General features: G+C 68.2%; 12 protein-coding genes. 5 read left to right on the top strand and 7 right to left on the bottom strand.

What is annotated here, in order from left to right:
- On the bottom strand, positions 1 to 1,343 hold a 1,343-nt coding region (locus EAO76_RS19455), incomplete at its 3' end, for an MFS transporter (protein ID WP_148837422.1).
- Between the two features lie 217 nt (positions 1,344 to 1,560).
- Between EAO76_RS19455 and EAO76_RS19450 the strand changes: the two genes are divergently transcribed.
- A complete protein-coding gene (locus EAO76_RS19450) occupies positions 1,561 to 2,322 on the top strand; it encodes a phosphoglyceromutase (protein WP_148837177.1) in 762 nt (253 codons plus the stop codon).
- 80 nt (positions 2,323 to 2,402) lie between these two features.
- Here EAO76_RS19450 and EAO76_RS19445 read toward each other — a convergent pair whose 3' ends face one another.
- From EAO76_RS19445 to EAO76_RS19425, 5 genes are read right to left on the bottom strand one after another with little or no spacing between them, the layout of a single operon-like run.
- The gene (locus tag EAO76_RS19445) at positions 2,403 to 3,641 is read right to left on the bottom strand and encodes a tyrosine-type recombinase/integrase (RefSeq protein ID WP_148837176.1); all 1,239 of its coding nucleotides are present in this window, start codon (positions 3,639 to 3,641) and stop codon (positions 2,403 to 2,405) included.
- Entirely contained in the window at positions 3,641 to 3,835 is a 195-nt protein-coding gene (locus EAO76_RS19440) for an AlpA family transcriptional regulator (protein WP_148837175.1), read from the bottom strand. The genes EAO76_RS19445 and EAO76_RS19440 overlap by 1 nt, the downstream gene beginning before the upstream one ends.
- Positions 3,832 to 5,265 (bottom strand): replication initiator protein RepSA, encoded by a 1,434-nt coding sequence (gene repSA, locus EAO76_RS19435; protein WP_316248356.1) that lies wholly within the window; start codon positions 5,263 to 5,265, stop codon positions 3,832 to 3,834. Before repSA ends, EAO76_RS19440 begins: the two co-directional genes overlap by 4 nt.
- The gene (locus tag EAO76_RS19430) at positions 5,262 to 5,489 is read right to left on the bottom strand and encodes a hypothetical protein (RefSeq protein WP_148837174.1); all 228 of its coding nucleotides are present in this window, start codon (positions 5,487 to 5,489) and stop codon (positions 5,262 to 5,264) included. The genes repSA and EAO76_RS19430 overlap by 4 nt, the downstream gene beginning before the upstream one ends.
- Positions 5,486 to 5,818 (bottom strand): hypothetical protein, encoded by a 333-nt coding sequence (locus EAO76_RS19425; protein ID WP_262375590.1) that lies wholly within the window; start codon positions 5,816 to 5,818, stop codon positions 5,486 to 5,488. The genes EAO76_RS19430 and EAO76_RS19425 overlap by 4 nt, the downstream gene beginning before the upstream one ends.
- Positions 5,819 to 6,009: 191 nt before the next feature.
- On the opposite strand from EAO76_RS19425, the gene EAO76_RS19420 reads away from it, so the two are divergent.
- Positions 6,010 to 6,783: a GntR family transcriptional regulator gene (locus tag EAO76_RS19420; protein WP_148837173.1), complete on the top strand. Its 774-nt coding sequence runs from the start codon at positions 6,010 to 6,012 to the stop codon at positions 6,781 to 6,783.
- Positions 6,780 to 7,343 carry a GNAT family N-acetyltransferase gene (locus EAO76_RS19415; protein WP_148837172.1) on the top strand — a complete coding sequence of 188 codons (564 nt, stop codon included), beginning with the start codon at positions 6,780 to 6,782 and terminating at the stop codon, positions 7,341 to 7,343. Before EAO76_RS19420 ends, EAO76_RS19415 begins: the two co-directional genes overlap by 4 nt.
- A 691-nt stretch (positions 7,344 to 8,034) precedes the next feature.
- On the opposite strand, the gene fxsT is transcribed toward EAO76_RS19415, so the two are convergent.
- Positions 8,035 to 10,935 (bottom strand): FxSxx-COOH system tetratricopeptide repeat protein, encoded by a 2,901-nt coding sequence (fxsT, locus tag EAO76_RS19410; RefSeq protein ID WP_148837171.1) that lies wholly within the window; start codon positions 10,933 to 10,935, stop codon positions 8,035 to 8,037.
- A 112-nt stretch (positions 10,936 to 11,047) separates the two neighbouring features.
- On the opposite strand from fxsT, the gene EAO76_RS19405 reads away from it, so the two are divergent.
- Together EAO76_RS19405 and EAO76_RS19400 are read left to right on the top strand one after the other, a co-directional pair.
- Positions 11,048 to 11,557 (top strand): hypothetical protein, encoded by a 510-nt coding sequence (locus tag EAO76_RS19405; protein WP_262375589.1) that lies wholly within the window; start codon positions 11,048 to 11,050, stop codon positions 11,555 to 11,557.
- Complete coding sequence (locus tag EAO76_RS19400) at positions 11,554 to 11,784, top strand: hypothetical protein (RefSeq protein ID WP_148837169.1); 231 nt, start codon at positions 11,554 to 11,556, stop codon at positions 11,782 to 11,784. Before EAO76_RS19405 ends, EAO76_RS19400 begins: the two co-directional genes overlap by 4 nt.
- The last annotated feature ends 146 nt before the right edge of the window (positions 11,785 to 11,930 follow it).

Genomic DNA, 11,930 nt, shown 5'->3' with positions numbered 1-11,930 from the left:
GCCTGAGCACTCGTCCGCATGCACCCGCGCACGCACGACGGCGCCCCGCGCGGAAACGATCCGTTCCGCGCGGGGCGCCCTTGCCGCTCCGCGACGGCGGGGCGGCGGGTCAGCCGCAGCAGCCACCGCACTGGCACGGGGCCCCGGACCAGCAGCCAGTACCCGAGCGCGGCCGCGGTCCCCAGGACGGCGCAGGCCCCCCACAGCCACTGTGCCCCGAGGCGGTCGATCACCAGGCCCGACATCAGCGGTGCGATCAGCGCGGCCGCCGACCACGACATCGTGTACATGCCCTGGTAGCGGCCCCGGCCCCCGGCGGGCGAGAGCCGGACCACCAGGCTGCTCTGGATCGGCGCGTTGACGATCTCGGCGACCGTCCAGACGCAGATGGTCAGCGCGTAGCCGGCGACCGACCCGGCGAACGCGGTCAGGCCGAACCCGTACCCCGCCAGCAGCGACGACACGATGAGCAGCTGTCGCGGGTCGCGGTGCTGGATGAAGCGGGTGACGGGGATCTGGAGCACCACGATCAGCACGCCGTTGACGGCGACGGCCGCACCGAAGTCGGAGCTGGAGAACCCGTCGGCCCCCATGGCCACCGGCAGCCCCACATACCCCTGCTGGAAGATCAGGGCGATGACGAAGGACAGTCCGACGACGCTCATGAACCGGCCGTCGCGCAGCACGGTGGAGAGCCGGCCCCCCTCCCCGGCGTCCGTGCCCGCGGCCCCGGGCGCCGCGGACTTCCCGGGCCGCGACTCGGGCACCTTCATGAAGACGACGACGGCGCAGGCCAGCGTCATCGCGGCCTCGCCGAGGAATCCGGCGAGATAGCTGTACTCGGCGACGAACCCGGCCCCGGCGGACGAGACGGCGAAGCCGAGGTTGATGGCCCAGTAGTTGAGCGAGAAGGCCCGCACCCGGTCCTCGGGCCGGACGATGTCGGCCATCATGGCCTGCACGGCGGGCCGCGAGGCATTGCTCGCCATGCCGACGCAGAAGGCGACCGCCGCGATCGCCACCGGGTGGACCATGAACCCGAGCACGGCCACGGACACCGCGGTCGAGGTCTGCGCGATGAGCATCGTGGGCCGGCGGCCGAGCCGGTCGGTCATCACCCCGGCCCCGAGCGAGGAGACCACCCCGCCGAGCCCGTGCAGCGCGACGACCAGTCCGGCGTACGAGGCCGAGTAGCCCCGGTCCAGGGTCAGATAGAGCGCCATGAACGTGGCGACGAACCCACCGAGCCGGTTGACCAGCGTGCTGGTCCACAGCCACCAGAACTCCCTGGGGAGCCCGGACACGGATTCGCGCACGGACCGTCCGAGGCCGGCGACAGACATGAGGAGATCCCCCCGGGAAGTGCGGAACGAACACCGCCGGTAAGAGGCCCGGCAGCAGTCCGAACGTTACGAATTCCGGTTTCCGGTGCGCCAGCGAATTGACGCCGCCCGTCAATCGTCCCCGCCGCCACCAGGGACGATCGCCCTTCCTCCGCCCGCCGCGTCCGCCCTGTGACCGGTTGCGCGGAGTTCGTACGGGTTCGATTACGCTCGGACCATGGCCGACGCACCGTACAAGCTGATCCTCCTCCGCCACGGCGAGAGCGAATGGAACGCGAAGAACCTGTTCACCGGTTGGGTGGACGTCAACCTCACCGAGAAGGGCGAGAAGGAGGCGGTCCGCGGCGGTGAGCTGCTGAAGGACGCCGGTCTGCTCCCCGACGTCCTGCACACCTCCCTCCAGAAGCGCGCCATCCGCACCGCCCAGCTCGCGCTGGAGGCCGCCGACCGCCACTGGATCCCGGTCCACCGTTCCTGGCGGCTGAACGAGCGCCACTACGGCGCCCTCCAGGGCAAGGACAAGGCGCAGACGCTGGCCGAGTTCGGCGAGGAGCAGTTCATGCTCTGGCGCCGTTCCTACGACACCCCGCCGCCCGCCCTGGAGGACGGCACCGAGTTCTCGCAGAGCGGCGACCCGCGCTACGCGACGATCCCGCCGGAGCTGCGCCCGCGCACCGAGTGCCTCAAGGACGTCGTCGTCCGCATGCTGCCGTACTGGTACGACGGCATCGTCCCGGACCTGCTCGCCGGCCGCACGGTCCTGGTCGCCGCCCACGGCAACAGCCTCCGGGCCCTGGTCAAGCACCTCGACGGCATCTCCGACGCCGACATCGCGGGCCTGAACATCCCGACCGGCATCCCGCTCGCCTACGAACTGGACGCCGACTTCCGCCCCGTGAAGCCGGGCGGCACGTACCTCGACCCGGACGCGGCGAAGGCCGCCATCGAGGCCGTGAAGAACCAGGGCAAGAAGAAGTAAGAGCCCACGAATAAGCCCCCTACCTGCGACTTTCCCGCTAGTAGGGGGCTTGTCGTTGCCCTGGGGCCGTTGCTGGGCCGTCAGGTGCTTGATCGGGCCGGGCCGAAGACCGTGGCGATGGCTTTCCTGGTTCGTTCCTGACTGGACGGCATGAGATGTGCGTACACACGAAGCGTGAGCCCCGGGTCCGAGTGCCCCAGGTACTCAGCAACAGCCTTGATGCTCTCGCCGACGTCGAGGAGGACGGAGGCATAGAAGTGCCTCAGAGCGTGCATGCCGTTCTCGCGTGACTCTGCGTAGGACTCGCCCCGCTTGGGAGTCGGGATCACTCCAGCCCCGGCCAGCGCCGGTTTCCACGCCTCCTCGTTGAGCGAGGTACGCCAGACGTGCCCGCCACGCGGTCCGGTGAAGATCAGCCGCTTGGTCACCGGTGGTCCGTCGGCGACCTTCCAGGGCAAGGTGATTTCGACCGGAGGAAACTCCTTCATATGAGCTCGCAGGGCATCGGCGACTGGGCCCGGGAGCGGGACGTCCCGGAGCTTGCCGCCTTTGGGCGGTGCGAACACAGGCTTGCTCCGGCTCAGTTTGAGCTGTTGGACGACGTGGAGGGTGTCTGACGCGAAGTCGATCGCGTCAACGGCGACGCCGAGGATCTCGCCCTGTCGAAGGCCACAGCCGCCGCCGAGGTCGACCATGGTCTGATATCGGTCCGGCATGGCGGCCTGGACGGCGAAGACTCGTTCCGGCGTCCACGGGACGATGCGCTTCGCGTCGACGGCCGGCGGCCGAACCGAGCGAGCGGCACAAGGATTCCGAGGAAGGTGCCCATCGTCGACAGCAGCGGAAAGCGCAGCACGCACGTTGGAATAGATCGTCCGCGCATACGAGCCACGGATACCGCTCTCTTGCAACTGCCTTACCCAGTCCCGGATATGGGCCGGTTGAAAGGAGCCTAGCGGGCGCACCCCTAGGTAAGGAAAGGCGTGCAACCGGAGCTGTGACTCCATCGACGCTTGAGTGTTCGGGTCCGCGCCCTGAGTCGCCACCCAGCGCTCTGCGTACTGCTGGAAGGTGATTCGAGCCGCCCGAGGGTCGATGTACTGGCCGCGTGCCATGTCAGCCTCAGTGTGTGCCAACCACTGATCAGCAAGCCGTTTCTGTCGGTCGGGGAAGCTCTTGGACTTCTCCGTGCCGTCTGGGCCGACGTAGCGAGCGCGGTAACGCAGCCCCAGGCCAAAGCGGTCCGTCTTGACCTTGACCGGCTTGCCGTTCGGTCCCGGCTCGGTCTTGTACCAGCGGTCTTGGACGTGTCCGGCCATCAGGCGGCCTCTTCGATCTGGCACTGAACCCAGGCCCGCACATCTTCGGGGTCGAAGCGAACATGCCGTCCAACGCGGAATCCGCGCGGTCCGGTGCGCTTGCGGCGCCACTGGTAGACGGTCTCGACCGGGACGCCGAGAAGGTCAGCCAGATCAACCGGGGTCAGGTAGCGGTCAGGCAGCGGATGCGTCATGCCCACACCTCCATTTCGTCAGCGTCGGGCAGGTCAACAAGTGCGTCGCGTGCGGTTTCGCGGTTGGTATGGAGGTCGCGGGCGATGGTGGCTGCGAGCCAGGATTCGCCGGGGGTGTGGCCGTGTCCGGCGTAGGTCCAGTGGGCGAGGGTCAGGGTGGAGCCCTCCGGGGCGTCGTCGGGGTCGGGAAGGCCCCGTTCGTGGCGTTCCTGGCGGGCGCGGTAGTCGGCGCGGGTCTGGCGCAGGGCGCCGAGGGTGGTGGAGTAGGCGCGGGATTTGGTGGAGAAGTGGCCGCGGAAGCCGAGCATGTGGGCCCACTGCCAGAGCTTGCGGTCCGGGTAGGCGTCGTCCAGGTCGAAGCACGCTTCGATCAGGCGCCGGGCCTGTGCGGGCAGGTCGGTGAGTTTGTCGAGTTCGGCGAGTTCGCCGATGCGGCGGTCGACGGTGCCGGTGGTCTCGGCGGCCTTGGTGGCGTACTTGGCGACGTAGGAGGCGACGGCCTGTTCGGTCAGGTCGTCGTTCGCGCTGTCGGCGCCGATCGGGCGGACGTCCACCTGGGCGCCCCAGCGCAGTTCCCGTGCCGGGTGGTCCCCGGAGGCGGGGACGGGCACGCGGGCGCGGGCGGCAGCCGCCTGGATGGCATCGGTCAGCAGGGCGGTGCTGGCCCAGGCCGGTGGGGTGGTGTCCGGCCCGTCGGGGCCGTCGAGGCGGACGATGGCGTGGAAGTGGACCGCGCCCCTTTTCTGGAACTCCGCGACCTTCCCGAACGAGACCCGGCACACCTCCGCCGCGGCCTTCTGGGAGAGTCCGGCGCGGGCGGCGATCTCACGGCGCAGGTAGATCGTGAAGCGGCGCCACAGGTCCCCGGCGTGGTTGTTCCACAGCACCGCCCCCGCGTAGTCGTAGGTGGCCGGGTTCAGGGCCGTGCCCAGGAGCGGGGAGGTCTCGGGGTGGTCGGTGCCGCACCGGCACACACCGCGGGTGGGCCGGTTGTGGACCGGGCCGAACGAGGGGGCGGTCAGGGTCGCGAACACCTTGGGGTGCGTGCGCACCGTGAGGGGGGTGCCCTTGGACTCGTCGCCGGTCAATCCGGCGCGGATCAGGTGGAAGGTGTCGCCCGCGTAGGTCCAGGCGCAGGAGGGGCAGCGGGAGGCGCGCCGGTTCCCGCAGGCCACCCGCAGCCGTCCGCCGGGCTCGCCCTGGGTGCTGTAGGAGTACAGGACCTGCCCGGACTTCACGTCGCGGATGGTGGTCATGCCCTCCAGGTGGATGGGGTCGGAGCAGCCGCCGGTCCGGCGGACCTGTTCCTGCCACCGGTCGAACCCGGGGCTGTTGGCCACCCGTAAGAGATCGGCCAGGGTCAGCGGGTCGGTGCCCACGGCCGCAGCAGCACCCGCCACGGCCGCGGGCTCGACCGGGAAGGCCGTCACTGGTGGTCCTCGTTCGGGTAGCCGTGTCCGAGGGGCGGGTAGAAGCCGCGCAGCTTCGCGTCCTCCTCGGCGTAGTGCGCGTCGTCGACCACGGTGAAGAACCGGGTGTGGGGCCGTACGTCGTGGGCGTCGAGGTACATGCCGATCTGCTCGGCCCGCATCTCGTCGGCCACCACGGCCGCGTCGGGGCATTCGTCGAACAGGGCATCGTCGAAGAGGCTCATGCGGCCACCGCCACGGCGTCGGAGACCTGCGCGGTCAGGCGCTCGGTGTAGGCGTGGAGACGGGCGCGGGTCCGGGTGCTGACAGTGGCGTGTACGACGGAGCGGGCGGTGTGCTCCTCCAGCCCGGCACCGTTACAGACCCAGCAGAACACCGACAGGCAGTCGTCGTCACCGGCCCAGCCGGACCCGGCGCACTCCGAGCAGTCCGCCCATGGACGAGAAGTCAGGAAGTACAGGCACTCGGCCGGATCGGCACAACGCGACTCCGCGCATGCCGGACAGGCCCGACCCGACACCGAACGACGCAGAACCACAGCAGAAGCAGGCATGATGGGGAGTCCCTTCATGGGGCGAGAGCGGCGATCTGACTTGGCGGTTGGGCGCCGCTCTCTGCTACGGAAGAGGGGGTTAACCCTCTTGCTCAACTTGTAGGTACAAGCTTGGTGTGTGACTCGATCGACGTCAAGCGATTCGGCGCTACATGTACCAACAAGTTGAGCGAGTGCGTCATGATGGAGGCATGAGCAAGCAGCCGAAGTATCGACAGGTGGCCGACACCCTGCGCCGAGAGATCGACAGGGGCACGTACGGACCCGGCGCGCGGCTGCCCTCGGAAGCCGAGTTGGCGACCCGTTTCGACGCCTCGCGCAACACGGTCCGCTCAGGCCTCAACCTGCTCGTCAGCCAGGGGCTTATCTCGTCCAGCCAGGGACTTGGGTATGAGGTGCGGAAGCACGAGGTCTTCCAGCTGAACGCTTCCCGTTTCGAGAACCTGAACTTTCCCCAGAACGGCGACGCATACTCGACGGACGTGACAGGCGCCGGCCGCCACCCTCACCAGACCTTCCGTGTGGAAGTAACAACCGCCCCGGAGTACATCGCCCAGCGGTTGAAGGTAGAGGTGGGAGCCCGTTCCGTTCTGCGGTTCTGCCATCGGTTTGTGGACGATGTGCCTTGGTCAACCCAGGCGACCCACTACCCGGACTGGCTGCTCCAGCTGGCCCCGCGGCTGACCGAGCCGGGCGATATCGCGGAGGGCACCACGCGGTACCTCGCGGATCTCGGAATTGAGCAGGTGGGCTACGCAGACGAGATCGCAACGCGGATGCCCACACCGGAGGAGGCCCGCCTTCTAGACGTTGGCGCCGGGGTTCCTGTTCTTCTCTGGACCCGCACGGGTTACTCGACGGAGCGGCCTATCAGATGCACGGTCACGACCTTCCGGGGCGACCTGAACCGCATGAACTACGAGATTGGCGACCTTTCCGCCCGGGATGAGAACGAGGCCCAGTGAAGATCGTGAGCGCTACCCCGGCCGACCTTGAACAACTGCTGTCTTTTCGCGTGGAGGCAGCATCTTGGATCGGCAAGCTCGGCAGTGATCAGTGGAGCCGCCCATACCCGGCGGCCCGCCTGCTGGCGACAATCGAAGCGGGGACGGTCTTCATGCTGAGGGATGGGGGGAGGACTGCCGGAACGATCACTCTTACCGCAGAGGCAGAAGAGGGGTTGTGGTCGGAGGCCGAGCTAAGCGAGCCCTCGATGTTCATCAACAAACTGACTGTTGCGCGGGAGTACGCGGGGCAGAACCTTGGTGGCAGGCTCTTGGACTGGGCGGGCGATCGTGCTTACCGGGCCTCTGCCAAGTGGCTCCGCCTTGATGCTTGGACGACCAACGCGAGCCTTCAGCGGTATTACCTGGATCAAGGCTTCGAACATGTCAGGACCGTCCTCGAAGGCGGCGCCATCAACGGCGGCCCGCGAGTCTCCGGTTGGCTTGCTCAGCGTCCCACCCGGCTAGCCGAGCACGGCTTCACCGACGAGGCACCCAGCCCTGAACCGCTGCTCGCCTGAGCTGTTACGGGTTTCTCTACCTCATCAAGGCTCGCTCCGCTCGCTCTCGCGCCCGGCCTCCTGGAGCTGCAAACAGTCCGATCGGAGATCGGAGGTGCCGCGCACAGCGCGGCGGCGCCGGTCGGTCGCCCCCGCGCCGCCCCTCCTTGCCTTCGTCACCGGGGCCGCCCGCCGTCGCCCGCCCGCGCCCGCAAGGGGGCGAAGACCAGGCCGGGGATGGACTGAGGCGGCACAGCCGAAGTCAGAACAGTGCCTCCGGCGGGGGATCGGCCGGCACCGGGATGGCGGGGGCGTCGTACTCGCCCACGGGTCCGTTGTGGTGTGCGTGGGGAGCTCCCATCCCATCCGCCATCGACCCAGGCAGAGCCGAGCAGACGCGGTTCCTGGCGTCCAGGTCGTTCGTACAGTGGCGCGCTCCACCTGGACGCCAGGAACCACGCCCGCTCCACGGTGTGTGGGTCGACGGCGGACGGGATGGGAGCTGGGGTGAGTGGTGGGTAGGGATGGTGTCGCCAGGCTAGGGGGTAGGCACCCGCTGCTACTGCGCTCCGAAAGACAGGTCCACGCCGTTGCGCAGCTCCTCGCGGGTCTTCGTGAGCCGTGCTCGGTCTCCGATCTGCAATTGGTATTGGTTTGCGTCACCGGGGGCACCATAGATCGTCAGGGGCCAAGTGCAGCCAGCACAGTGGGGTTACTTGCGCTTGCGGCGAAAGCGCAACTTTTTCTTTCTCTGGGGGGCCAGCAGTCGCTGGGCTTCGAATCGCCTCCCCAGCGAGATTAGTGCCTTAGCGAGGTCGCGGGTGGCGTCTGCAGTGTCGGGGTGGTCGTCGCCGAGGGTGCGGCGCCGACGATTGCGCACGTCTTCAAGGAGCTGAGCCGCGGCCTCGTATTGACGCAGGCTGCACAGGGTGATGGCGAGGCTGTGGGCGGATCGGAGGGTGTCGGGGTGATCGTCGCCGAGGATGCGCCGACGGCGGGCGAGGGTGTCCTCGTCCATGCGGCGGGATTCGGCGTGCTCACCGAGATTATGCAGGGTGACGGCGAGGCTGTGGGCGGATCGGAGGGTGTCGGGGTGATCGTCGCCGAGGATGCGGCACCGGCGAGCGAGGGTGTCCTCGTCCATGCGGCGGGATTCGGCGTACTCACCGAGATTATGCAGGGTGATGGCGAGGCTGTGGGCGGATCGGAGGGTGTCGGGGTGATCGTCGCCGAGGATGCGGCGCAGGCGGGCGAGGGTGTCCTCGTCCATGCGGCGGGATTCGGCGTGCTCACCGAGATTATGCAGGGCGCTGGCGAGGCTGTGGGCGGATCGGAGGGTGTCGGGGTGATCGTCGCCGAGGATGCGGCACCGGCGATTGCGCACGTCTTCAAGGAGCTGAGCCGCGGCCTCGTATTGGCGCAGGCTGTGCAGGGCGCTGGCGAGGCTGTGGGCGGATTGGAGGGTGTCGGGGTGATCGTCGCCGAGGGTGCGGCGCCGGCGGGCGAGGGTGTCCTCGTCCATGCGGCGGGATTCGGCGTACTCGCCGAGGCTGTGCAGGGTGACGGCGAGGTTGTGGGCGGATCGGAGGGTGTCGGGGTGATCGTCGCCGAGGGTGCGGCGCCGGCGGGCGAGGGTGTCCTCGATGATGCGGCGGGATTCGGCGTGCTCGCCGAGACTGTGCAGGGCGCTGGCGAGGTCGTTCGCAGATCGGAGGGTGTCGGGGTGATCGTCGCCGAGGGTGCGGCGCCGGCGAGCGAGGGTGTCCTCGATGATGCGGCGGGATTCGGCGTGCTCGCCGAGGTCGGCGGTGGCGTGGCCGAGGAACTGCGCGGCGGTGAGGGTATCGGGGTGGTCCTGTCCCAGATCGGTGGCCCACGCGGTGTGAGCCGCGGCGGTGAGGTCGCGGGCGGTGCGGGTCTGACCCCTTCTGATCAGGTAATGGGCAGCGTTGAGGAGTGTTGGCCGCAGTTTAGGTTGCTTGGTGGTGGCGAGGTGGTGCGCTGTGAGGTGGGGGGTGAGAGCTGCCCAGCCAGGCCAGAAGTCCGGGCTTTGGGGGTCGCCGGGGTTGACGGCGGCAAGGAGGGTGATGGCGTCGTTGCGGATGGCCACGGCTTGGTCTGGGGGCGTTTGGTCACGGACGACGGCTTGGGTGAGGCGGTGGATCTGGAAGCTTCCGGACTCGGTGCGGGCTAGGCCGTAACGGCTGAGGGGGCTTAGCGCTTCATGGAGCCACATCGGGTCATCGGGGTTGCCGGGGATCGTAGCCAGTCGGGGACGAACGGTCTCAAACCAGCTATTTCGAATGGGTTCGGGGCCGAGGGGGGCAACCAGGTCAAGGAGCGCGACCGCGTCGGGGTGGTGGTCGGTGAGGCGGCTGACGGCGATGGTGACGGTGGCTGCCACCGGTGCGGGGTAGCCGGGAGCGTCGCCCTTTTCCAGGATCTGGGTCGTGTTGGTGGCAAGAAGCTGGTGATAGAGGTCCAAGCTCATGCCGCCGTTGGCGATGACGCCGGCGGCCTGGGCGAGGGCGAGCGGGAGGTCGCCGAGGTCCGCCGCGAGGCTGTCGGCCTGCTCGTCGTTCATGCCGTCGACTCGACCCTGCAGATAGGTGAGGGAGTCGGTGCGGGTGAAGACGTTCAGGGGGGTGGTGCGGGCGGTGCCGGCCCAGTTTGGGTTGCGTGAGGTGATCAGGGTGTGGCCGGCGCCTTGGGCGAGCCAGGGCTCGATCTGGGCGGGGTCTTCGGCGTTGTCCAGGATGAGTAGCCAGCGCTCGCGGCTGTCGAGGTGGGAGAGCAGGGCGCGGGCGTTGGCTTCGGCGCCGGCGTCGGGCTTGGCGATGCCCAGGCGGTTGGCGAGTTCGGTGTAGCGGACGGGGATCTCGTCGGGCTGTTCGGCGTCGATCCACCACACCAGGTCGTACTGATTGGCGAACCGGTGGGCATATTCCAGGGCGAGCTGGGATTTGCCGACCCCGCCCATACCGTGCAAGACCTGGGGAACGGACTTGCTCCCCTTCACGAGGCTCTGACGCAGGCGGGCGATCTCGGTTTCGCGGCCGGCGAAGTCGGGGTTGCGTCGTCGCGCGCTCCACACCTGAGGCTGGCCGGTACTTCCGGGCAGGCGTGGTTTGCTATGGCTCGCCGTTGAGACGGGGGCTGTGACCGGGATCGGGATGGTGCCGGGGAAAGGCGGGGCGGCGGTGGGGCGGCTGCCGCTGTTGACGGCCTCGCGCAGTGCGGTCAGGGCGGCGGTCTCATCCAGGCCGTGGAGGTTCTTGCGGAGCTTGGCGGCCAGAACGCGAGGAAGGTCATTGGTGGTAAGGGGTTCTAAGGCAAGAGGGATGAGGCGGTCGCGGTGAGCAACGGCGGCAGTCCACTCCTCGGTGGTCCAGCGTTCGTCCTCGAAGTAAGAGGTGGAGAACAGGGCGATCACCGCGTCGGCGCGCTTGAGTGCCTCATCCATGCGCTGGACCAAGTTGTCCCCGGTGCGCCAATCCCAGACGTCCAGGATGACCTGGTGGCCAGCCTGCTCCAGGTGCCAGCCTACCCATTCGGCCCAGGCCCGGTCGGTGCCCGCGTAGCTGATGAAGAACTGCTGGGCGTGATCGGTCACTCTTGCTCCCGTCCCTAGATGTCTTGGATGGGCCATGATCCCGCGTATAGCCTGAGGCGGGTAGGGAATAGGCGAAATCGGAAGGGCGGGCTCGGTGCGAGGTCCGAAGAGTGTGGACGTAAAACTGAAGCTGCCCGGAGTAGAAGTCTCCGGTTGCTGGGAGCCGAACAACGAGGAACGGCGTGCGGCATGGGAGCTGTACGTGGAGCTGGTCACCCGAGTGTCGGTCGTACCGCTCAGGGAGGACGAAGGGCTACTCCGGGAGGCACTGAGCAGCCTGTATTCACTGTTCGAAACCACACGAGAGATCCTGCGCCAGCATGGGCCTGACATTGCTGAACCGAAGCGGGACGGGCAGTACAACTTCGGATACTTGGCGGTGGCGATGCTCAACTACGGAGTGCGCCCACTGCTGGCCCACTGGCACCCCGCTCTGGAGGACTGGGAGCACCGTCGGCCCGTCGACCGCTCCCGACGCGACCACGAGCTGGCTTGGCCTCAATCTGACCAGCTCCGCACCGCCCTGCGCGACACCCGCCAGCTCCTCACCGCATACGCAGACCTCCTTGCCACCGCCTGCGGCGTCCCCAACCTCATCGCAGCCATCCCCACCCGCGAATGAAGGATGCAGAAGCTTCCTGGCTTTGCACGCTGTTGGCTGACCGCCCCTCATGGGAAGGCGGGGATGGTGTGCCGGACGGCATGGCGCTGGCGGAGATCACGTGCATGCCGCTGGGGATGGAGCTCCCGGCCCTCGGGGCCTTCGTCAGTGGTGAGGTCTACTGGCACAACGACCGTAACCACCAAGTCAGGGTCTGGCTCGGCGAGCGGCAAGGAGCCGATGCGTGATCGATCCCGGGCCGTCTGGGGGCCGTCCGAGGCCGCTCGCCAGTGGCCAATGACGACCACCGACGACCACCAGGCGCACGAGCCCACCGCTCCTGAGCAGCAAAAACCCAGCTCACCAAGATTCTCGGCAAGACCCAGGGCAAGAA

The organism is Streptomyces sp. sk2.1, assembly GCF_008120935.1.
Lineage (GTDB): Bacteria > Actinomycetota > Actinomycetes > Streptomycetales > Streptomycetaceae > Streptomyces.
The sequence above is the reverse complement of the archived record's forward strand: the minus strand, read 5'-3'. Positions and strand labels throughout refer to the sequence as shown.